General features: G+C 63.4%; 15 protein-coding genes and 3 pseudogenes. 12 read left to right on the forward strand and 6 right to left on the reverse strand.

Annotation, left to right across the window (positions count from 1 at the left end; translation table 11 throughout):
* Positions 1–1133, reverse strand: a pseudogene (locus tag AC1D00_RS02100) (autotransporter outer membrane beta-barrel domain-containing protein); the annotation flags it as partial.
* 413 nt (positions 1134–1546) lie between these two features.
* Between AC1D00_RS02100 and AC1D00_RS02105 the strand changes: the two are divergent.
* From AC1D00_RS02105 to AC1D00_RS02115, 3 genes and pseudogenes are all read left to right on the forward strand, one after another.
* Positions 1547–2620, forward strand: a complete 1074-nt coding sequence (locus AC1D00_RS02105; protein WP_235885931.1) for an AraC family transcriptional regulator — start codon at positions 1547–1549, stop codon at positions 2618–2620.
* 227 nt (positions 2621–2847) lie between these two features.
* Positions 2848–3813 carry an AraC family transcriptional regulator gene (locus AC1D00_RS02110; protein WP_477009487.1) on the forward strand — a complete coding sequence of 322 codons (966 nt, stop codon included), beginning with the start codon at positions 2848–2850 and terminating at the stop codon, positions 3811–3813.
* A 24-nt stretch (positions 3814–3837) separates the two neighbouring features.
* Positions 3838–3981: pseudogene (locus AC1D00_RS02115) on the forward strand (LLM class flavin-dependent oxidoreductase); the annotation flags it as partial.
* Between the two features lie 88 nt (positions 3982–4069).
* Here AC1D00_RS02115 and styB read toward each other — a convergent pair.
* Positions 4070–4555, reverse strand: coding sequence for a styrene monooxygenase NADH-dependent flavin reductase subunit StyB (gene styB / locus AC1D00_RS02120; RefSeq protein WP_135178773.1), 486 nt, complete (start codon positions 4553–4555; stop codon positions 4070–4072).
* Positions 4556–4579: 24 nt separating this feature from the next.
* Positions 4580–5830, reverse strand: coding sequence for a styrene monooxygenase subunit StyA (gene styA, locus AC1D00_RS02125; protein ID WP_135178774.1), 1251 nt, complete (start codon positions 5828–5830; stop codon positions 4580–4582).
* Positions 5831–5949: 119 nt separating this feature from the next.
* On the opposite strand from styA, the gene AC1D00_RS02130 reads away from it, so the two are divergent.
* The 6 genes from AC1D00_RS02130 (at position 5950) to AC1D00_RS02155 (ending at position 13210) form a co-directional block, all read left to right on the forward strand.
* Positions 5950–6879: a LysR family transcriptional regulator gene (locus AC1D00_RS02130; protein ID WP_477009488.1), complete on the forward strand. Its 930-nt coding sequence runs from the start codon at positions 5950–5952 to the stop codon at positions 6877–6879.
* A gap of 309 nt (positions 6880–7188) precedes the next feature.
* Positions 7189–9642, forward strand: coding sequence for an arylsulfatase (locus AC1D00_RS02135; protein ID WP_477009495.1), 2454 nt, complete (start codon positions 7189–7191; stop codon positions 9640–9642).
* 26 nt (positions 9643–9668) lie between these two features.
* A complete protein-coding gene (locus AC1D00_RS02140) occupies positions 9669–10016 on the forward strand; it encodes a hypothetical protein (protein ID WP_477009489.1) in 348 nt (115 codons plus the stop codon).
* A 241-nt stretch (positions 10017–10257) separates the two neighbouring features.
* On the forward strand, positions 10258–10809 hold the full coding sequence (locus AC1D00_RS02145) for a hypothetical protein (protein WP_477009490.1): 552 nt from the start codon (positions 10258–10260) through the stop codon (positions 10807–10809).
* A gap of 185 nt (positions 10810–10994) precedes the next feature.
* A complete protein-coding gene (locus tag AC1D00_RS02150; RefSeq protein ID WP_404552387.1) occupies positions 10995–12017 on the forward strand; it encodes an LLM class flavin-dependent oxidoreductase in 1023 nt (340 codons plus the stop codon).
* 164 nt (positions 12018–12181) lie between these two features.
* The gene (locus AC1D00_RS02155) at positions 12182–13210 is read left to right on the forward strand and encodes an alpha/beta hydrolase (protein ID WP_477009491.1); all 1029 of its coding nucleotides are present in this window, start codon (positions 12182–12184) and stop codon (positions 13208–13210) included.
* Positions 13211–13312: 102 nt separating this feature from the next.
* Here AC1D00_RS02155 and AC1D00_RS02160 read toward each other — a convergent pair whose 3' ends face one another.
* The 3 genes from AC1D00_RS02160 to AC1D00_RS02170 form a co-directional block, all read right to left on the reverse strand.
* A complete protein-coding gene (locus tag AC1D00_RS02160) occupies positions 13313–13471 on the reverse strand; it encodes a hypothetical protein (protein ID WP_167771535.1) in 159 nt (52 codons plus the stop codon).
* A gap of 313 nt (positions 13472–13784) precedes the next feature.
* Positions 13785–14450: a class I SAM-dependent methyltransferase gene (locus AC1D00_RS02165; protein WP_477009492.1), complete on the reverse strand. Its 666-nt coding sequence runs from the start codon at positions 14448–14450 to the stop codon at positions 13785–13787.
* 278 nt (positions 14451–14728) lie between these two features.
* The gene (locus AC1D00_RS02170) at positions 14729–15385 is read right to left on the reverse strand and encodes a glutathione S-transferase (protein ID WP_477009493.1); all 657 of its coding nucleotides are present in this window, start codon (positions 15383–15385) and stop codon (positions 14729–14731) included.
* 116 nt (positions 15386–15501) lie between these two features.
* On the opposite strand from AC1D00_RS02170, the gene AC1D00_RS02175 reads away from it, so the two are divergent.
* From AC1D00_RS02175 to AC1D00_RS02185, 3 genes and pseudogenes are all read left to right on the forward strand, one after another.
* A complete protein-coding gene (locus AC1D00_RS02175) occupies positions 15502–16065 on the forward strand; it encodes a TetR/AcrR family transcriptional regulator (protein ID WP_404552381.1) in 564 nt (187 codons plus the stop codon).
* Positions 16066–16256: 191 nt separating this feature from the next.
* Positions 16257–18551, forward strand: a complete 2295-nt coding sequence (locus tag AC1D00_RS02180) for an MHYT domain-containing protein (protein WP_477009494.1) — start codon at positions 16257–16259, stop codon at positions 18549–18551.
* A 280-nt stretch (positions 18552–18831) separates the two neighbouring features.
* Positions 18832–21101, forward strand: a pseudogene (locus AC1D00_RS02185) (NAD-glutamate dehydrogenase); the annotation flags it as partial.

Here is a 21101-nt window from a genome sequence, read left to right on the forward strand (position 1 = left end):
GTGTTGATCCAGGTCGAACCGGCGCCGTCGACGGAGACCGTGCCGGTGCTGCCCGCGAAGCTGCCGATGGTGGCGGCAACGTTGCTGACCGCGCCGCCATTGGCGATCGCGAGTGTGGCCGAGCCCTGCGAACAGACCACCAGTCCGGCGCCGCCCATGGTCAGTTTGGAGCCCGATCCGTCCACGGTGACGCTACCGGTGCTGCCCCCATTGACGCCAATCACGGTATCCACAAAGTTGGCGTTCACGGCACCGCCGTTCAAAATCGTCAGCGTGCCGGCCCCGGAATTTCCGACGACCAGGCCGCTCCCGAGGGTCCATGTCGAGCCTGCGCCATCGATGGTGGCGGTACCGCTCGAACCGGCGAGAGCGCCGAGAGCGCTCTGGCTAGAGAACACCGCGCCGCCATTCGCCACCGTCAGGGAGCCCGTGCCTGCTGCGCCGATCGCAAAGGAACTGCTCGCGACCAGAGATGATCCTGCGCCAGTCACCACCGCCGCGCCCTGCGAACCGGCGCCATTTCCGATCTCCGCAATCGAGGTATGGACCTGCCCGCCAGCGGACACGGTCAGTTTGCCGTCGCCGCCATCCCCGACGATGACACTTGTATTTGCGGACAGAATCGAGCCCACACCGTCGACGGTCGCGGCGCCGTGCGAGCCAGAGATGACGCCGAGGCTGAAGGTATCTGCATGGGTTACGCCGCCCTGCAACACCTGCACGGTGCCGGTTCCGTTATACCCAACCCAAAGGCTTGTGCCGACGGCCCAGCTCGAACCCGAACCGCTGACCGTGACGGTACCGGAGCTGCCTCCAAAAAATCCGAGATCGGAGTTAGTGCTGCCGAGGCTGCCGCCGTTCGTAATCGCGAGATTGCCGTTGCCGGAGTTGCCGACGACAAGCTGCTGGGTGGCTGCCGCTGCTCCATTGATGACGGTCGTATTCGGCGCCGTCGTGTCGATGGTCGTGCTCACATCGGCCGCGCTCGGCACCGCCGACGGGCTCCCGCTCCAGTTGCCGTTCGCGAACCAGTCGCTCGACGCGGTGCCGAGCCATTGCGGCGTGCCGGCATGGGCCGAGGGTACGAACGCGATGGCGGTCAGCGCCGTGGAGGCGATCAGCAGCGCTGTCACCGAGGCCGCTCGTGGAGCGAAACCACAGCGGACAAAAGCCCGGTCCGTACCTGCCTCGGGATTGAATGAAAGACGTGAACCCTTCGGCATGCATGACCTCGTGCGAAACCATTATCGATCCCGATGCGAACACCGGTCAGGCGATCAGTCCCGGCTACATTGCGGGACTGAATCGCACTGAAACTGCGTCTGACATCAGTGAGGTATGCGGCGTTTTCTGTCTTGGAACGCAGCGCCAATCGCTTCACTCGCAGCGCTCTGCGAACGTGTCCGCGGCGCCTTGATGCACAACGGCCACGGGCGGAAACGCCGTCAAAATGGGCTTCCAGCTCAACCGCTGACCGAATCTGCCCGCGTGGCTCGCCGCCCGATAGCGACGCGGTCGAAGCGTAGAGACATCGGCTTCGCCACGATTGGACTCCAGCGCCAATCGTTTAGATTGGCGCGATATCCGCTGGCGCTGGCCTTTCGCTTCGGCAATCCCTGGGTATGGTGCGCTGTCGCAAGCGAAGGGAGTCATGATGGAACGGGCGGGCGCGCCGAATTTCTTCGTCAACCGTTACACGGGCCCGCCGCGTGGGCGCGATTACGAACGGTGGCGCGAGGAATTGTACCGGTGCACGCTCCGGGTCGACGTCCAGCCCGGCGCCGGTGACAGCATCGACTGCGAATTGCAGGCCAGTCTGTTGGGGGGCGTCCTGTTAGGTACCTTTAGCGGAACGTCGGCTGAATTCTCGCGCACCCGGGACACACTGAAGGATGGCTACGACGGCATGTGCCTCGTCATCGCCACGTCCGGCCGCGTGCTTATATCTCACGAGGAACATTCGATCGAACTGTCGGAATCGCAAATGTGTCTCGGCGACATGAGCGTGCTCTGTGGCACGCGCATGAGCAACCATAGCAAGATCAAGACCATTCGCATTCCGCGAACCCTGCTGCTGACGATCTGCCCGAAAGCCGAGGACCAGCTGGCGCTGGCTCTTCGCGGACAACCTCCCGTCAGAGAAGCGGTCGCACGCTACCACGCGCTCGCTGCCAATCTTGGTCCGCACACGGACGTGGTCGGCCAGCACCTGATGGCGCAACACATGGTCGATCTCATCGCCCTGTTGCTGGGCACGGACGCCGACCGCACGGAACTGGCGAGCTACAGAGGGCATTCTGCCGCACGGCTCGACCTCATGCGCGCCGACGTCATCGCCAATCTGAGCCGCGGTGATCTGACGATCTATTCGGTCGCCCAGAAGGCCGGCGTCAGCCCACGCAACGCCCAACGGATTTTCGAACAGACCGGAACCACATTCACCGAATTCCTGCTCGAGCAGCGCCTGCTGCTGGTGCGTAAGCTGCTGCTCGATCCACTCAACCGATGGCGCAAGGTCTCCGACCTCGCCCATTCGGCGGGTTTCCCCGACGTGTCCTATTTCAACCGCGTGTTTCGACGGCGGTTCGGCGTCACACCGTCCGACATGCGCGCCGCCTGAGGGCGAGACTCATGTCTCACAGAATTCGCTGTCTTGGAACGGGGCGCCATTCGCTTCACCTGCAGCGCCTTGGGAGCATCGCGGAGCATCGAAACACAGGGAATACCGGTTTCGCCACGATTGGGCTCCCACGCCAATCGTCTAGGTTGGCGCGATATCTGCAGGCCCGGCCTTTCGCCCAGGAAATCTCCGGGTATGGTGAGCTGTCGCAATCGAACGGAGTCTTGATGCAACAAGCGGACGCGCCGAATTTCTTTGTCAACCGTTACACGGGCCCGGCGCACGGGCGCGACTACGAACGATGGCGCGAAGAGTTGTGCCGGCGTACTTTCCGGGTCGACATCCAGCCGGGCGCCGGCGACACCATCGACTGCAAATTGCAGGTCAGCCTGCTGGGCGGCGTCATGATGGCTGTCGCCAGCGGATCATCGGCTGAAATCTCGCGCACGCGCGAAACCCTGAAGGACGGTTACGACGGCCTGTCCCTCGTCATCGCCACGTCCGGCCGCATACTCCTGCGGCATGAGGAACATTCGATCGAGCTGTCGGAATCGCAAATGGGTCTCGGCGACATGAGCGTGCTCTGCGGCACGCGCATGAGCAACAATTGCGAGGCCAAGGCCATACGCATTCCGCGATCCCTGCTGCTGACGATCTGCCCCAAGGCCGAGGACCGGCTGGGGATGGTTCTTGGCGGTCAAGCTCCCATAAGAGAAGCGATTCTACGCTACCACGCACTTGCCGCCAATGTTGGCCCGCACACGGACGTGGTCGGCCAGCACCTGATGGCGCAGCACATGGTCGATCTCATCGCCCTGTTGCTGGGGACGGACGCCGACCGCACGGAACTGGCGAACAGCAGAGGGCATTCCGCCGCGCGGCTCGACCTCATGCGCGCCGACATCATCGCCAATCTGAACCGAAATGATCTGACCATCCATTCGGTGGCCCAGAAGGCCGGCCTCAGTCCGCGCCGTGCCCAGCGGATGTTCGAACAGACGGGCACCACGTTCACCGAATTCCTGCTTGAACAGCGCATGCTGCTCGTGCGCAGGCTGCTGCTCGATCCACTCAACCGATGGCGCAAGGTCTCCGACCTCGCCCATTCGGCGGGTTTTCCCGACGTGTCCTATTTCAACCGCGTGTTTCGCCGGCGGTTCGGCGTCACGCCGTCCGACATGCGCTCTGCTTGAGGGCGAGACGCGGCTGTCGTCGGCGCGCAGACCCGCTCGGCGGCGGACACGCTGCTGCAATCCATCGAGCTTGCCGTCGCGGCGGATGAGCTCGGCGTCGACGGCGCCTATTTCCGCGTGCATCACTTCGCGCGCCAGCTCGCCTCGCCCTTTCCGCTGCTCGCCGCCGCCCCGCGCGCAGGCTGTTCCGTGCCTGTTCGACGCGCGCGGCTGGGTTGCCTACGCCTGATGCGGCCCATGAGACAAAGCACGAGCGTCACCGATCCACCGGCACGCCCGGCCCGAGATGATACCTGCTGGAAAAGAACACCAGCGGCGTGGTGTCGCTGTAATCGCAACTCGAGACTTCGGCGATGATCAGCGTGTGGTCGCTGACGTCGACGTGGCGTGTGACCTCGCAGGCGAAATAGGCCATGCATCCGGACAAGCGCGGCAGGCCGTCGATGATGTCGTAATCCGGCACCGCGCCGGTGTTCGGCTGGCTCGCGAAATGCCGCGACAGGTCCCGGCCGTGCTCGGGGAGGACGTTGACGCAGTAGCGTCCGGTCGCCGTGATCGCGCGGTGCATCCGGCCGGGCATGACCGAGACCAGCACGGTCGGCGGCGACAGGCTGACGGTGACAAAGCTGTTCGCGGTCATGCCGCAGACGCGGCCGTGCTCGTCCAGCGCGGTCAGCACCGCGACGCCGGTCGCAAAGCGCGACGCGGCTTCGCGGAATGATGCGGGATTGACGCGCGGCATCTCACTCCTCGCCCGCATCGATCCTCACGCAATCGCCCTGACGGGCTCTGATGGTGCCGACATGCGTTCGATCCAGGACTGGATGCGCTGCGGCGTGGCGATGCGGTCCCACTGCCTGTCGGGATAATTGAAGTTCTCGGTGAACTCGTTCGCCAGCGCCGGATTCTGGCTCATCGCGCCGATCAGCATGCCCAGCGCTTCCGTCGGCGGCTGCAGCATCACGTTGGTCCAGCGCGAGGCCGCCAGCACGCGGTCCTGCCGCTTCAGGTCGATCTTCTCGCACAGGCGCGCGTCGAGCGCATCGGCGTTGACGATCTCCTCGCCGAGCACGAACGCCGCATAGGAGGCGACATTGGCGCCCTGCCCCATCATGGGATCGACGATCGCATGAACGTCGCCGAGCGCGATCGCGCATTTGCCGTCGTCGAATTCGACCACCGTGTTGCGCACCGTCGGGACCACGCCGCCTTGCAGCAGGTCCTGCGGCTGCGCGAGATCGAAGCGCGCGGTGTCGATGCGATCGTAGGTGGTCGGGTGATGCTTCTCCAGCTTGCCCAGGAGCACCTTCAAGAAGTGCTTCGGGTTGTCGTCGTAGCTGAGCGTCGCCAGCTCCTCCATGTCGCCGCCGGGCACGTTCTCCATCAGCAGCGCGTTGGCGATGCCGCCGAAGGTGATGGTCGGGATCACGATCATCTCGCCATGTCCTGGTGACACCGAGAGCGTGACGTTCATGGGATCGGGCTGCCGCACACCGGTGTAGAGCCCGACGCACAGCCGGCGTTGCGGCTGCGAATAGGGCGTGTGCTCCGGCCTGTAAGCAAAGAGCTGGCCCAACGGCCCCTTGCCGGTCGAGACGACCAGGAGATCGAAGCGCGCGACCAGCGGACGGATGTCGCGCTCCTCGATGCGGCGGTATTCGATCCTGCCGCCGCGCTTCATGAAGTCCTGCATCAGCTCGGGGAGATATATCCGGTAGTCGACGGCGCGGCTCGGCTTCGAGAAATCACCGCGAAAGCTCAGCGGCTGCGGAAAATTGAAGACATGATCGTGGTAGTAATAATGGTCCTTCGGATCGGCCCAGTGATTGACGCCGAGATAGTCCTCGCGCGCGATTGTCACGTGGTGGTGCGCGACGGTGTTGAGCAGCCGGATGTTGCGATAATCCTCCGGCGGCCGGTCGGTGATCACGGTGGCGTCCACGCCATGCTTCTGCAGGTAAAGCGCGAGATGCAGGCCGGCGATTCCGGCGCCGACAATTCCGATGTTGCGTGCCATGTCGTCCCCTCCCCTGTTTCCTTGCCCTGCGATTGCTCGTTTTGAGGAAGCCTAGCGGCCCGCCGCCTTGCCCACTACGGAATAAATGGGATATAATTTATTCCAGATCGGAATGAATTATGGACCGGATCGATTGCCTGCGCGCTTTCGTGCGCACCCTCGAGGGTGGCAGCTTCTCGGCTGCGGCCAAGGAACTCGGCATCGGCCAGCCCGCGATCAGCAAGCGCATCGCGATGCTGGAGAGCGAATTCGGCACGCAGCTGTTTTCGCGTACGACGCGCACGCTGAAGCCGACGGCCGAGGCGCACCGGATCTACGATCTCGCGCGGCAGATCCTCGACAGCTTCGACATGGCGCGGTCGAGTGTCGAACAGGCGGCGCCCCGCCCGACCGGCACGCTCCGGATCGGCCTGCCGTCGTCGTTCGGGCGGCGCTACATGATGCCTGTGATCGCCGAATATGTGCGGAATTATCCGGAAGTTCGGGTCGACATTCGCTTCAGCGAGCGGTTCGTCAATCTGGTGGAAGAAGGTATCGAGCTTGCGCTGAGGATTGGAAATCTGGAGGCGAGCACGCTCGTCGCCCGCCGGCTCGGCACCGTGCAGCGCTACCTGGTGGCGACACCGACCTATCTGCACGGCCGCCCGCTGCCGCGGACGCCGGACGATCTCGGCTCGCATCAGTGCATCGTCTACTCGCGGATGTCGCCGGCGCAGCAATGGGCCTTCGACTCCGAGCATGGCCGTCACGTCGCATCCATCAACGGACCCATTCACGTCGACGATGCCGATGCGATGCAGGAGGCGACGATGCATCATCTCGGCATCGCCATCCTGCCCGAGTGGAATGCAGCGGAGGGTCTTCGCAGCGGCGAGCTCGAGCATGTGCTGCCGGACTACACGATTGCCGCACTGCCCCTGCATGCGGTCTATCCGGAGACGCAGTGGATGTCGCTCCGCGCGCGAAGCTTCCTGGATCTCCTGGTCGAACGCGCCGAGCATTTTGCGCCAGGCCCGTCGCATACCCGCACCGCCGGCGCAGGCGGTTGACGCCGCCCCTGCCCGCCCAACGTCATGCCAGCTAACAAGGGCAGCCTTTGACCCGCAACGGACATCGGCGACAAGGGTCGTGCCCGTTTTGGGCGACACAGCATAAGCGGTTCGATCAACGACCTAATTTGCATAGCGCGAGTACAAGAATTCGGCCCAGAAGGCCGTTAAAGGTCCCACCTCTGTCCAAGCAACGGAGTTGATCTGGATCAAAGTGCGGTCTGCTCATGCGACCATTGTTCTTGTTTCTATCGAAATGCGCGACCCGATTTTCTGCAAAGAACTCCGACCGGGGGTTTCGTCGTGAAAATCAGTCACAGCCTGTTTGCGAGCGTTGGTCTTCTCGCCCTTAGTTGTACCTCGGCATTGGCCCAACAGATCACTGGTGTCCCAGGCGCGCCCAGCGCCACCACCACGCTCGACGGGAAACAACTTCCGCYGCCCGATCCGAAATTTGGCGGGGTGATCAAGGAGAAAGCCTCGGAGTCGACGCCCTGGTGGGCCCCGCGCGTCGTGCCACCAAAGGGCGCGCCCAACGTGCTGCTCATCATGACGGATGACCAGGGCTTCGGTGCACCAAGCACCTTTGGCGGCGTCATACCCACGCCTGCCATGGATCGCATCGCAAACGCCGGCCTGCGCTACACGAATTTTCACTCGACCGCGCTCTGCTCGCCGACGCGGGCGGCACTTATCACGGGACGCAACCATCACTCGGTCGGCTACGGGGTGGTCGGCGAAGTTTCGACGGGTTTCCCGGGCTACGACTCGATCATCCCGATCGAGAAAGGTACGATCGGCACCACCCTAAAAGCGAACGGGTACGCAACTTCGTGGTTCGGCAAGGACCACAACACGCCCTCGTACCAGTCGAGCCAAGCCGGGCCGTTCAATCAGTGGCCGAACGGCATGGGCTTCGATTATTTCTACGGTTTTGTCGGCGGCGACGCCAGCCAATGGCAACCGAACCTGTTCCGCAACACGACGGCCATCTATCCATTCGAGGGTAATCCCAAGTGGAATATGGAAACGGCGATGGCGGACGATGCCATCCAGTACATGAAGCAGCTCAAGGAGCTTGCACCCGACCAACCGTTCTTTGTCTATTACGTACCAGGCGCCACCCATGCGCCGCATCATCCGACGCCGGAATGGATCAAGAAGATCAGCGACATGCACCTGTTCGACGACGGCTGGAACAAAGTGCGTGAGACTATCTTCGCCAACCAGAAGCGATTGGGCATCATGCCCGAAGACGCCAAGCTGACGCCCTGGCCGAAGGGCTTGCCGGAGTGGGATTCGCTCAGTTGGGACGAAAAGAAGCTCTTCATCAAGCAAGCAGACGTCTACGGGGCCTACCTCGCTTACGCTGACAATGAGATCGGTCGCGTCATCCAGGCTGTCGAAGACCTCGGCCAGCTCGACAACACCCTGATCATCTATATCGGCGGCGACAATGGCGCGAGCGCTGAAGGCATGGTCAACGGCACACCAAACGAGTTCACCACATTCAATGGTGTTCCTGTGCCGGTGAAAGACCAGTTTCTCTGGTATCCGTTCTGGGGATCAGATCGGACATTCCCACATTTCGCGGCCGGCTGGTCGTGGGCGATGGACACTCCGTTCAAGTGGACGAAGCAGGTCGCATCGCACTTCGGTGGCACGGCCCAAGGCGTCGCCATGTCGTGGCCCGGCCATATCAACGATTTGGGTGGCATCCGCCGCCAATTCCATCATGTCATCGACATCGTGCCGACCATCTTCGAAGCAACCGGCATTCCACAACCCGATACGGTCAACGGCATCAAGCAGATCCCCATCGAAGGGGTCAGCATGGCGTACACATGGGACAAGGCGAACGCTAGCTCAACGACCAAGCACACTACCCAATATTTCGAGATGCTCGGCAATCGCGCCATCTATAGCGACGGGTGGGTGGCGGCCACGACGCCGGCGACGCTTCCGTGGGAGCTGAGCAGCGCCGCGCCTCCGGATGTGATCACCGGCTACACTTGGGAGCTCTACAACGTCCAGGAGGATCCGACCCAGTTCAACGATCTGGCCGCCAAGATGCCGGACAAGCTCAAGCAGCTCCAGGACCTGTTCTACTCCGAGGCAAAGAAGTACAACGTGCTGCCGCTCGATAATTCCACGCTATCGAGGTGGAATGCACCGCGCCCGAACCTCACGGCGGGACGAACGGTCTTCACCTATTCGGGCGAACTAAGTGGTGTGCCCGCAAGCGCGGCCCCGAGCATTCTGGGCAAGTCCTATACCATCACTGCCGAGGTCACGATCCCCGAGGAGGGTCGTGCGGAAGGCATGATCGTCACCGAGGGTGGACGTTTCGGCGGTTACGGCCTGTTCCTGAGCAAGGGCGACTTGGGCATCGGCCGTGGCAAGGTGGTGTTTCTCTATAACCTGCTCGATCTCAAGCGCACTATGTGGGAAGGGCCGGAATTGAGCGCCGGCAAGCACACCATCGTCTTCGACTTCAAATGCGACGGTCCAGGTTTGGGCAAGGGCGGGACCGGCGTGCTCTCCGTGGACGGAAAGGAAGTCGCCAAGAAATCCATGGAGAACACCATTCCCGTCACCTTCCCGGAGGACGAAACCTTCGATGTCGGTCTGGATACCCGCTCTGGTGTCGCGATGGTCGAGTACCGCTATGACCCGCCGTTCAAGTTCACCGGCAAGATCGACAAGCTGACCTTTAAACTCGAACCCTTTACGCCGGAGCAGGAGGCTAAAGCCAAGCCTTAACAGCCTCGCAACGGTATGGCGGAACGATGAAGAATGCGCTGACTTTCGCCGCTATCGCCGAAGCCGCTACTGGATTGGCGTTGCTGATCGTTCCGTCGCTGGTTGTGCAATTGTTGCTGCGTGAACAGCTTACGGGCGTCGCAATACCAGTTGCTCGCGTTGCAGGGATCGCCCTGGTCGGTTTAGGAATCRCGTGCTGGCCAGGTCCTCCGCTCGTTGGGATGCTGACATACAACGCACTGGTCACGCTGTTTCTTGCCTACCTCGGTTTCGCAGGCGGTTTGACCAGTGTCCTGCTGTGGCCGGTGGTTGTTCTTCACTTTATCCTGACTGTGCTTCTCACTCGCGAATTCACACGAATCCGACGTGACTAATGTCCGCGTTTGGGCCCTTCGCGACATACTGCGCTGCCGCACGAACTTGGTCGCTATAGGAGCAAAGCGGACGTGGTCACCCGTCACATGACGCCGGCGGGTTTATAGGTACACAGCCTAACCGCTACAGCGCGGGACGCTAGGTGACACGGAACAATCTCCTTGCCCGGCCGATGATTGACTTAAGCGTCGGCATTATCGGCACGTGCGGGAGCATCACCGACGTTAACCCTGTCGGCAAATGATTCGTCGCAAGTCGGCAGCCGTCGACAAGTTGCCTCATTGGCGCGGAGAATTTTTCAGCGGCACGAATCTGGGTCAGAGGCGCATTATGCTGAGAATGGCGTTGTTGGGCCTCCTCATCCTGTTGAGTGTAGGAATGCTGTCGGCAATGGAGCTGAGAGCGCCACAGCGTCGCGCGGTCGCGATCGTGCAGCCGCTTGCCGAGCAAGACGCGGGCACTTCTGCTTCAAACGACGCCCTGGCGAAGGCTGACCGCCTTGACGTGGCCGCCGTGAGCAGCGCGATGCCGACACAGACTGCTTCGGTGGAAGACCGCGTTGCTCCGCTAGAAGACGCCCATATTGGCTCGTCCGAGCCGGAGCCGATCGTCCGTCATCGGCACAATCCGAAAAAGATCGCGACCGCTGAACGTCCCAAGCCGAAGGCACCCGTTGTCAAGCGAACTGCCAACTTCCAGCGCTCAAAGGCCGCAAGCAATGCGGAGCCCTGTCGGCTCAAGGCGTTTGGTGGCTTGCGCAAGGCATTGAATTTGACCGGTTGCGACATCTGAGGACGCTTCTCGGCGTGGCCGACTGAAGTTGAGCGATCTGAGTTCGTGGCCCGCTATCGGGCAGCAGTCCAAACCGCGCCTAATCTGCTTTCCCCAAAGAGGGCTTACGGGTGCACACCCCGTATTGCCATCTTTCCTCCGATCGACGTCTCGCAAACCCTTCCAATCATCCATATGTTGCCCGCATGAAAAAGATCGGATTTCTGTCCTTCGGACACTGGACGCCCTCGCCGCAATCGCAGACCCGCTCCGCGGCGGACACGCTGCTGCAATCCATCGAGCTTGCGGTCGCGGCGGAGCAACTGGGCGCGGATGGCGCCTATTTCCGCGTGCATCACTTCGCGCGCCAGCTGGCCTCGCCCTTTCCGCTGCTCGCAGCGGTCGGCGCCCGGACCAGCAAGATCGAGATCGGCACCGCCGTGATCGACATGCGCTACGAGAACCCGCTCTACATGGTGGAGGACGCCGGCTCCGCCGACCTCATCGCCGGCGGCCGGCTCCAGCTCGGCATCAGCCGCGGCTCGCCCGAGCAGGTGATCGACGGCTGGCGCTATTTCGGCTATCGGCCGGCCGACGGCCAGAGCGACGCCGACATGGGCCGCCGCCACGCTGAGGTCTTTCTCGATCTCCTGCGCGGCGAAGGCTTCGCGGAGCCCAATCCGCAGCCGATGTTTCCGAACCCGCCGGGGCTGCTGCGCCTCGAGCCGCATGCGCAGGGCCTGCGCGAGCGGATCTGGTGGGGCGCCGGCTCCAACGCCACCGCGGTGTGGGCGGCGAAGCTCGGCATGAATTTGCAGAGCTCGACGCTGAAGAACGACGAGACCGGCGAAGCTTTTCACGTGCAGCAGGCCGCCCAGATCCGCGCCTATCGCGCCGCATGGAAAGAAGCCGGCCACACTCGCGAACCGCGCGTGTCCGTCAGCCGCAGCATCTTCGCGCTGATGAACGATCGCGACCGCGCCTATTTCGGCGGCGAGCGCGGAGGCGAAGACCAGATCGGCTTCATCGACCCGCAGACGCGGGCCATCTTCGGCCGCTCCTATGCTGCCGAGCCCGATGCGCTGATCGAGCAGCTACGGCAGGACGAAGCGATCGCCGAGGCCGATACGTTGCTGCTGACCATTCCTAATCAGCTCGGCGTGGCCTACTGCGCGCATGCGATCGAGGCGATCTTGACGCACGTCGCTCCAGCGCTTGGGTGGCGCTGAGAGATGCCAGGCGTTGGAACTTCGTCGCATCGCTCGCAGACCGACGAACGGACGCCATGACACGCGACCTGCCAGGACGCTGCTCCGCCGTCTTCTCGCCCCCATTGTCATTCAGGGAGTAGGCGGGGCGGCGCTATGGTGGGCATAGTTCCCAAAGGTTCCGCGTGATCGTCCGACATCTTTTACAACCCGACTCTCATCATTCTCCTTCGCGCCGCGCGCTCCTGCGCGGGCTTGTCTCGGCAGGCAGTGCTCTCGCGCTGGGCGGATGCGCAGGCTTGGGCGCGACCGGCGCGCGCTACGACGCGTCGTCCCTTTCCGCTGATCCCACACTGCTCGTCGCCACCACACGAAAGCCCGTGAAGGGCGGCCGCACGAAACCCTGGTTCGGGCCGGAGCGCGCGACCGCAATGACGGTCGCGCGAGCAAGGCTGGTGGCGCCGGACGAGAGCCGACTTTCCCTCGCCTCGGTCGGACTGGGCGATTGGCGCCTTGATCAGGTCGAACCGGTGCAAGCCGAAATTGGCGATCTCCTTGCGCAGGGCGGCGCGGGAGGAGACGTGCTGATCTATGTGCACGGCTTCAAGCAGACATTCGAGACGGCGGCGCTCGACGCCGCCCATCTCTCCGATGGGATCAAGTTCCGCGGCCGGACCATGGTGTTCTCCTGGCCCTCCAAGGCAGCATTGTTCGACTATGCCTATGACCGGGACAGTGCGATGTGGTCCCGCGACGATTTCGAACGCGTGCTCTCTTCCCTGGTGTCGACGTCAGGCGGCGGCCGCGTGCACATCGTTGCGCACAGCATGGGGACCATGCTGACGCTCGAGAGCCTGCGTCAGCTCTATGCGCGATACGGCGACACTGTCACGAGCAGGATCGGGACGGTCGTGTTTGCCGCGCCCGACATCGACATGGACGTGTTCACGTCGGCGATCCACCGCATCGGTCCGCTTGCCGGCAAGATCACCGTGATCGCCGCGACGAACGATCGCGCTCTGGCTCTGTCGGGACAAATCGCGGGTGGAATGACCAGGGTCGGCGCTGCCGAGAAGGCTGTCATCCAGCGGCTCGGCGTGCGCGTGGTCGATGCTTCCCAGGAAGGCTGGAGCATCATCAATCACGATCTGTTTCTATCGAGCGCGGAAGTGCAGCGGGAGATCCGCCGTTCGATCGACAGTACGGCCGCGTAAGAAGGTGCACTTGCGGCGCATTGTGGACTTCCCGATGGACGCGGGGCGCAGCGATGCCGCGCCCGCGCTTGGGTGGCGGTGAGGCGGCCAACCTCCACGATGTCAGAACAAGGCGGCCTTCAGGGCCTTTCCGTAGATCATCGCGGCCACGAGGGAGAGCAGCAGGCCCGCACCCGAGAAGATCATGATGATTTTCAGAGTTTCGACAGCGACGTTGATTCTCGTCGCACGGGATATCGCCCTCGCCAGTGCAGCCATCATCGCCAGCTCCGAACCAGGCCGCTCGTAGGCGAGGCCTAAGCTGATCTAGCGCCATTGGCCGCATTTGCGTGTGAAGCAGATTACAGGTGATCTGGCCGGCTGCGCCGCCGCAATCGATCTTCAACCGAAATCAGGCTGCCGCCCGTTTCGTTGCGCCTCGCGCGTGTTCATGGTCGGTATGTCGAGCAGCGGCATGGGTTCCACCGGGTCGCTCGCCCTATACCAAGACACCGCTGCGATTTGCTTGCGATGATTGGTAAACGTCGTCGTAACGTTCCGGGACTTCAATGCCGCATTCGCCCGCCGCGCCCGGTCACTCGAAATAGATGAATTCGTAATCGCCGGTGTAGCCGAGCTTTCCGTAGAGCCATATCCATTCGGAGGTGTGCAGGATGGACTCCGCCGTCAGCGCCCAGCATTCGAGATTGTGCAGCTCGGCAACGGTCCGGTAGCCCTCGACCATGACGAATTTGTTCTTGCCGACCCGCTCGATCTCCTTGAGCGCGGCATCGAGCTCGTAGAGCCTGAGATTGTGCAGGGTGCCGAGCGAGATGACGAGGTCGAAACTGTCATCGCCATAGGGATAGGCGTCCTGGGCGCGATGATTGAACAAATACGGCCGCACCTGCTCGTGCGAATTGGCAAGACCGTGTCTGGAGATATCGAAGCCGGCGACCTTCAAGCCCGGCAGGATCTTTTGCATCTCGTACAGCAGGAAGCCCTTGCCGCAGCCGACGTCGAGCACGCTGGAGCCATCCTTCAGGCCATAGGTCTCGATCAGCGCCTTGGCGACCGGCGCCCAGCGCCCTTCGATGAAGCGGTAGCCGCCATAGCCGAAGCGACGATCGCCATCCCAGTAATCGACCTCGTATTCCCGCGCCTTCAGCGAGCAGCCGATCTTGTCGTCGTTCATGCGCCCCATGTAGTCGCGCTTGGTCGCGGCATGCAGTGGCGTCACAATATTCAGTAGTCGTCCCATTGAGCCCTCGGATTTCAACACGCGCTGAGATTGTCGTGACCGGCCTGGGGAGCCCAGCGTCGTGACCTGCGACTCGACCTAGCATTTGTGCTGAAGATCGTCATTATTTCAGATTAACGATCGTGCGGCGACGCCAACGACAACGTGCCGACGCGCATGACCGGCGTCAGCCGGTCAGATCTCGAAGGATTGCTCCGCCGCACCGATGGAGAGCGTCATCGATGGAACGAGTTCGAACCACCTGCTTCGACGCGACTTCGCGGTGGCGCGGCCCGATGTCAGGCGGACACGTCGGCCGGCTCTGACATCGTCACCCGGTTCTTGACGCTCGGGCGCTCCTGCATCCGGGCGTACCAGGCGCGAAGAGCCTCGCACTCCGCGGGCACCGGCAGTTTCAGGAGGTCCGCAAAGATCAAGCCGCCGATGACCGCGATATCGGCCATCGAGAAGGCCTCGCCGGCGACGAATGGCTGCTGTTTCAGAATGCCGTCGAAGTAGTGCATGCCTCTGAAGGCCTTGTCGCGCTGACGCAAGCCCCACTCGGCGTTCTGATAGATCTCGACCTCGGGCCCAAGCCCCGGCGTCGCGTGATGAAAGTACACGCTGATCGCGTCGAGCAGCTCCAGCTCGGCGCGCTTGTTCATCATGTGGATCACGCCCTTCTCGCGCGGCGTCCTGCCGGTGAGCACGGGCGCGCCGTCGAGCGCGTCGAGATATTCGGTGATGGCGGTGCATTCGCCGATGAAGGTGCCGTCCTCGAGCTCGAGCACCGGCAGCGTGCCCGAGTAGTTCTTGGCGAGGAATTCGGGTTTCTTGTGCTCGCCCTTGCGCAGGTTGACCGACACGAATGTGACGCGCGGCCGCAGATTCTTCTCGGCTATCGCGATGCGGACGCGGGCCGGATAAGGGCCGGTGGCCCAATCATGAATCTTCATCGCTGAACCTCTTCGCTTTTCCCTACCTGCCACTTGGTAGTCAACTATAGCCTTCAAAACCTGGCGGTCAAAGCCTATCTGTCACTTGGTAGATAACGAAGCAGTGAGGCACCGACATGAGTTCCAGCGCGCGGGAAGCCATCCTGGCGGCCGCCAAACGCACCGCACAGGCGCACGGCTATGGCGGCCTGAACTTCCGCGACCTCGCCGCTGAAGTCGGCATCAAGGCCGCCAGCATCCACTATCATTTCCCGAGCAAGGCCGATCTCGGCGCGGCAGTCGCCAGACGCTACTGGGAGGACACCGCGGCGGCGCTCGAAGCCATGCTGGCCGAAACCCAGGATCCCCTGCGCTGCCTGCACCGCTATCCCGACGTCTTTCGCAAGGCGCTCGAGAACGGCAATCGCATGTGCCTGTGCAGCTTCATGGCTGCCGAGCATGACGACCTGCCGGACGCGGTGAAGCGGGAGGTGCAGGCCTTTGCGGACGTAAATGTTGCCTGGCTGAGCAAGGTTCTGTCCGCTGCGGCGCTGGCCGGTTCCGAGGAGAGCGATCGGCGCGCACGCGCGATCTTCGCCGCCATCGCCGGCGCCCAGCTCCTGGCGCGGAGCCGGTCGGATCTCTCGCTCTACGACGCCTTGATCGACGGCTACCGCGCGGCCGGTCTGCTGCCGGCATAACGGATGGTTCCCGCGGGCCGCCCCCGATCACGCCATGAGAGTGGCGGCAATGCACGATTGCGTGCACCATGACGGCCGATTCGAACTTCGTGGACGCCTGCGGCGCCCATCGTGGTGCCGCGGACGATTTCGGTGTCGGGGGAGGACCTCATGCGTAAGCCCGAACGCAAGCTCGGCTAGCGTTGGCCGAAATGCATCATCATGCAGCTTCTCACGATCCCGTCCTGGTCGCGTTATCGATTCTGATCGCGGCCCTCGCCTCCTATACGGCGCTGGACCTGGCGACCCGAATGCGAGCTGCTTCGGGAAGGGCCCGCCGATCCTGGCTGGCAGCCGCTGCGATCGCCATGGGCGGCGGCATCTGGTCGATGCATTTCGTCGGCATGCTGGCCTTCAGCCTGCCTGGGATCGAGATCTCCTACGATTCATTCCTGACTCTGCTCTCGCTGGTCATTCCGATCGTCGTCGCCGCTGCCGCCTTTACCGTTGTCGGACGACGCCCGCAGGCGCTGCTCGCATCCGGCTTCGCGATGGGACTTGGCATCTCCGGCATGCACTATACCGGCATGGCCGCGATGCGGATGGCGGCCCTCATCCAATATGATCCCCGCTGGGTCGTGGCCTCGATCCTGATCGCGATCAGCGCCTCGATCGTGGCGCTCTGGCTCGCCTTTCGCAACACCAACGCGGTCCAGCGGCTGTTCGCGGGCCTGGTGATGGGCCTTGCGATCTCCGGCATGCACTACGCCGCGATGCAAGGCGCCATGTTCGTGCCGACGAGCACCATGGCCCGGCAGGCAGGACATCTCGGCGTCGGTCAGGCGCCGCTCGCGTTCCTGCTCGCCGGCATCACCATCATGATCCTGAGCATCGGAATCGCGGCTGCCGTCTATGACAGGGCATCGGCGGAGCGCGCCCAACGCGAGGCCGACGCACTGAGGCGCAGCGAGGAACGCTTTCGGCTGCTCGTCGAAGGTATCGTCGACCACGCGATCTTCATGCTCGATCCGGACGGGCGCGTGGGCAACTGGAACCTCGGCGCGCGCCGGCTGATGGGCTATGGCGACGACATCGTCGGCACGAGCTACGCCATTTTTCACACTGAGGAAGATTGCGCGGCCGAGGCGCCCGCGCGCGCGCTCGTTGAAGCCGAGCGGGAGGGCAAGTCCGCCATCGAAGGCTGGCGGGTGCGCAAGGACGGCAGCCGCTTCTGGGCGGAGGCAACGATCGTCGCGATCCGGAACGAAAGCGGCGCGATCGCCAGCTTTGCCAAGATCGTACGCGACGTCAGCGAACGGAGACGGGCGCAGGAAGCGCTGGATCGCGCGCGCGAAGCACTGATGATGTCGCAGAAGATGGAGACCATCGGCCAGCTCACCGGCGGCGTGGCCCACGACTTCAACAACCTGCTGGCGGCCGTTCTCGGCAGCCTCGAGCTCTTGAAGAAGCGCCTGCCGACGGGCGATCCGAAGATCCAGCGCCTGGTGGAGAACGCGATGCAAGGCGCGGCGCGCGGCGCCTCCCTGACCCAGCGCATGCTCGCTTTCGCGCGCAAACAGCACCTCAAGCCGGCGGTCGTCGATGTCGGCGAGCTGGTGCACGGCATGGCGTCATTGCTGAAATTCGAAGCCGGAATTGCTGTCGAGACCCGGTTCCCGATGCATCTGCCAAAGGTGAAGGTCGACGCCAACCAGCTCGAATTGGCGATCCTCAACCTCGCGGTCAACGCGCGTGATGCGATGCCGGACGGCGGCCTGATCACCATCGCCGCGCACGAGGAGCAGGGCGAAGGCGGCCCTTCGAGCAGCGGTTATGTCGTGCTCTCGGTCAGCGACACGGGCTGCGGCATGAGCGACGAGATTCTCAAGCACGCCCAGGAGCCGTTCTTCACGACCAAGGGCGTCGGCAAAGGCACCGGGCTCGGCCTGTCGATGGTCCACGGACTGGCCGAGCAGTCCGGCGGCAGGCTCGTCCTGAAGAGCCGTCCCGGCGAGGGCACGACGGCCGACATCTGGCTGCCGATCGCCGAGGCGACCGTGGAGCCGGACCCGCGCACGGCGGCTCCGGCTCCCGTAGCCCGAGCCAGCCGGCAGCTTTCCGTGCTCGTCGTCGACGACGACCTCCTGGTGCTCGAGAACACGGCAGCGATGCTGGAGGATCTCGGGCACATCGTGGTCGAGGCGCGCTCGGGCGATGAGGCACTGGCTTTGCTCCGCCGCACGCGCACCGTCGACCTGGTCGTGACCGACTATGCCATGCCCGGCATGACCGGCCTGCAGCTTGCCGGCGCCATCGCTGCGGAGCGCCCGGAGACGGTCATCCTCCTCAGCACGGGATACGCGGACCTCCCGAGCGACGCGCGGTCCAGCCTGCCGCGCCTGGCAAAACCGTTCGACCAGGCCGCACTTGCGAAGGCGATCGAGGCGGCGATGGGCGAGGACGAGCCGGCCGGATCCGTCGTCGCGTTCCGGCCGAAGAGCGCATGAAGGCCTGATGATGAATGGCGCGCCATCCGGAACAAAACCACGAACTCCTACACTGTTGAAACTCCTTGTGATGTTGCAAGTGCTCACGGCGCAGCGACCCTCGCCGCCGACTTCGGCCTTGAGCACGCCTCATAACTCTGCGCGCCATGGCAGCTTCGGGGTGCTAGTATCGTGAAGGCCGCAAGACCGGCGCGATTGAAATACGGTCGAGACGATGGCGCGCGCAGAGACGCACTCCAAAAACAACGCCTGACCGCATTTGCGGTTCGTCGGCCGGGATATGGAGGACGCTATGGCATGGCGCGACGACAAGGCCCGGGCAACTCTGATCCACGACGCGGCGGAAAGCGTGCAGCCGGGCAAGGCCCCCCGGACCTTTGCCGAGCTTCTGTTCGGCTACACCAATAGCGAGGATCTCGCCAACTACGATGCCTCCTCGCTCGCCCTCCTGGCGGAGCAGGCCTGGGAGCACGTGCAGCGGCGCACGGCCGGTCGTGCCGATATCCGCATCGTCAATCCGATGATGCCGGATGGGCGCGAGATCTCCGTGCTCGAAATCCTCAACGACAACATGCCCTTCCTGTTCGATTCCACCATGGCTGAAATCGCCGAGCAGGGCATCGAAGTCACCCTCGTCGCTCACCCCATCATCGCAGTGGAGCGCGATGACCAGGGCAAGCTGCTGCACTTCTACGGCGAAGCCCTCCCGGAGGGATCAAAGGGCGCGCGAGAGAGCCTGATTCACCTCCACATGACCCGCCTGGACGCCGACGCTGACCGCGACAGGCTGATTGACGGCCTCACCAGGACGCTCGGCGACGTGCGCGCCTGCGTCGTCGACTGGCGCGCCATGCGCGACCGGGTCGAGGACGCGATCAAGACATTCTCGTCCAATCCGCCGCCACTGCCGATCGACGAGGTCGCCGAGGCCAACCAGTTCCTGCAATGGCTGTGCGCAGACAATTTCACCTTTCTCGGCGTGCGCGAATATCGCTTCTCGCCCGAGAGCGACGTGTCGGATGACATCACGACCGCCGAGGGCCTCGGCATCCTCCGCGATCCCGATGCGAAGGTCCTGCGCCGCGGCAACGAAATGGTGGTGATGACGCCGGAAATTCGCGAGTTCATGCGCGAGCCGACCCTGCTGATCGTCATCAAGGCCAATGTGAGCAGCCGTGTTCATCGCCGCATCCGGATGGACTATGTCGGCATCAAGCTCTACGCGCCCGACGGCCGGCTCGAGGGCGAATTGCGTGTCGTCGGCCTGTTCACCTCGGGCGCGTATACGCGCTCGGCACGACAGATCCCCTATATCCGCCACAAGGTGACACGGGTGCTCCAGCGCGCCGGCTTCGACCCGAACAGCCATTCGGGCAAGGCGTTGATGCATATGCTCGAGGATTATCCGCGCGACGAGCTCTTCCAGGTCGACGTCGACACTCTCTTCAATTTCGTCATGGAGATCTTGATCCTCTATGAGCGCCCCCGCGTCCGGGCGCTGGCCCGGGTCGACAAGTTCGATCGCTTCGTCTCCATCCTCGTCTTCATTCCGCGCGACAAATACGACACCGACGTGCGCACGCGCGTCGGCGCCTTCCTGGCGCAGATCTACAAGGGGACGCTGTCGGCCTCCTACGTGTCCTTCCCCGAAGGAGCATTGGCGCGCGTCCACTACATCATCGGCCGCTATGAAGGTAAGACTCCCGCCGTCGAGCGCGCCACGCTGGAAGCAGGGATCAGCGCCATTGCCGCGACCTGGGCCGACAAGCTGAAGGCCGCGCTGGCTGCGTCGACCGATGGCATGCGGGCGCGCATGCTCGCCAATCGCTATGCCCAGGCCTTTACCGGCGGCTATACCGAGGTGTCCACGGCGGAACAGGCGATCGCCGATATCGCCACCATCGAGAAGCTCACGCCGGCCCGCCCGGTGACGATTTCGGTTCACCGCTTCGAGGAGGACGATCCCAGGCGCTTCGGCCTCAAGGTGTTTTCGGACGCCGCGCCGCTATCGCTGTCCTATCGCGTGCCGGTGATCGAAAATCACGGCCTGCGCGTGGTCGACGAACGCACCTATCAGATCGTGCCCGGCAACAGGCCCGAGCCGGTATGGCTGCACGACATGACGATCGAGACCAGCGACGGCCAGCCGATCGAGATCAGCCGGGAATTCAGCCATCGGCTGGAAGTCTCAATCATGGCGGTGGTCACCGATCGCGCCGAATCCGACGGATACAACGCCCTGATCCTGCGCACGGCCCTGGGCTGGCGGGAAGTCTCGACCATCCGGGCGCTATCCCGCTATTTGCACCAGATCCGCGCGCCGTTCACCCAGGACTATATGTGGGAGACCTTGCGCAAGAACGCCGCGATCACAGCCAACCTCGTCGCGCTGTTCCAGGCCCGCCGCGATCCGCGCCTCGTCCTTACCGATCGCGAGCGTTCGGCGCGCGAGACAACTCTGCTTGCCGAGATCGAGGAGCAGCTCAAATCCGTCGCCTCGCTCGATGAAGACCGCATCCTGCGCCGTTTCACCAATCTGGTGCAGTCGAC

The sequence above is a fragment of the Bradyrhizobium sp. P2_E8 genome (assembly GCF_056403875.1).

Excerpts from the sequence above, each read along its gene's own strand:
- AC1D00_RS02110 (WP_477009487.1), top strand. The coding sequence starts at position 2,848 with ATGCAACAAGCGGACGCGCCGAATTTCTTTGTCAACCGTTACACGGGC.
- styB (WP_135178773.1), bottom strand. The coding sequence starts at position 4,555 with ATGCCGCGCGTCAATCCCGCATCATTCCGCGAAGCCGCGTCGCGCTTT.
- styA (WP_135178774.1), bottom strand. The coding sequence starts at position 5,830 with ATGGCACGCAACATCGGAATTGTCGGCGCCGGAATCGCCGGCCTGCAT.
- AC1D00_RS02130 (WP_477009488.1), top strand. The coding sequence starts at position 5,950 with ATGGACCGGATCGATTGCCTGCGCGCTTTCGTGCGCACCCTCGAGGGT.
- AC1D00_RS02145 (WP_477009490.1), top strand. The coding sequence starts at position 10,258 with ATGATTCGTCGCAAGTCGGCAGCCGTCGACAAGTTGCCTCATTGGCGC.
- AC1D00_RS02150 (WP_404552387.1), top strand. The coding sequence starts at position 10,995 with ATGAAAAAGATCGGATTTCTGTCCTTCGGACACTGGACGCCCTCGCCG.
- AC1D00_RS02160 (WP_167771535.1), bottom strand. The coding sequence starts at position 13,471 with ATGATGGCTGCACTGGCGAGGGCGATATCCCGTGCGACGAGAATCAAC.
- AC1D00_RS02165 (WP_477009492.1), bottom strand. The coding sequence starts at position 14,450 with ATGGGACGACTACTGAATATTGTGACGCCACTGCATGCCGCGACCAAG.
- AC1D00_RS02170 (WP_477009493.1), bottom strand. The coding sequence starts at position 15,385 with ATGAAGATTCATGATTGGGCCACCGGCCCTTATCCGGCCCGCGTCCGC.
- AC1D00_RS02175 (WP_404552381.1), top strand. The coding sequence starts at position 15,502 with ATGAGTTCCAGCGCGCGGGAAGCCATCCTGGCGGCCGCCAAACGCACC.
- AC1D00_RS02180 (WP_477009494.1), top strand. The coding sequence starts at position 16,257 with ATGCATCATCATGCAGCTTCTCACGATCCCGTCCTGGTCGCGTTATCG.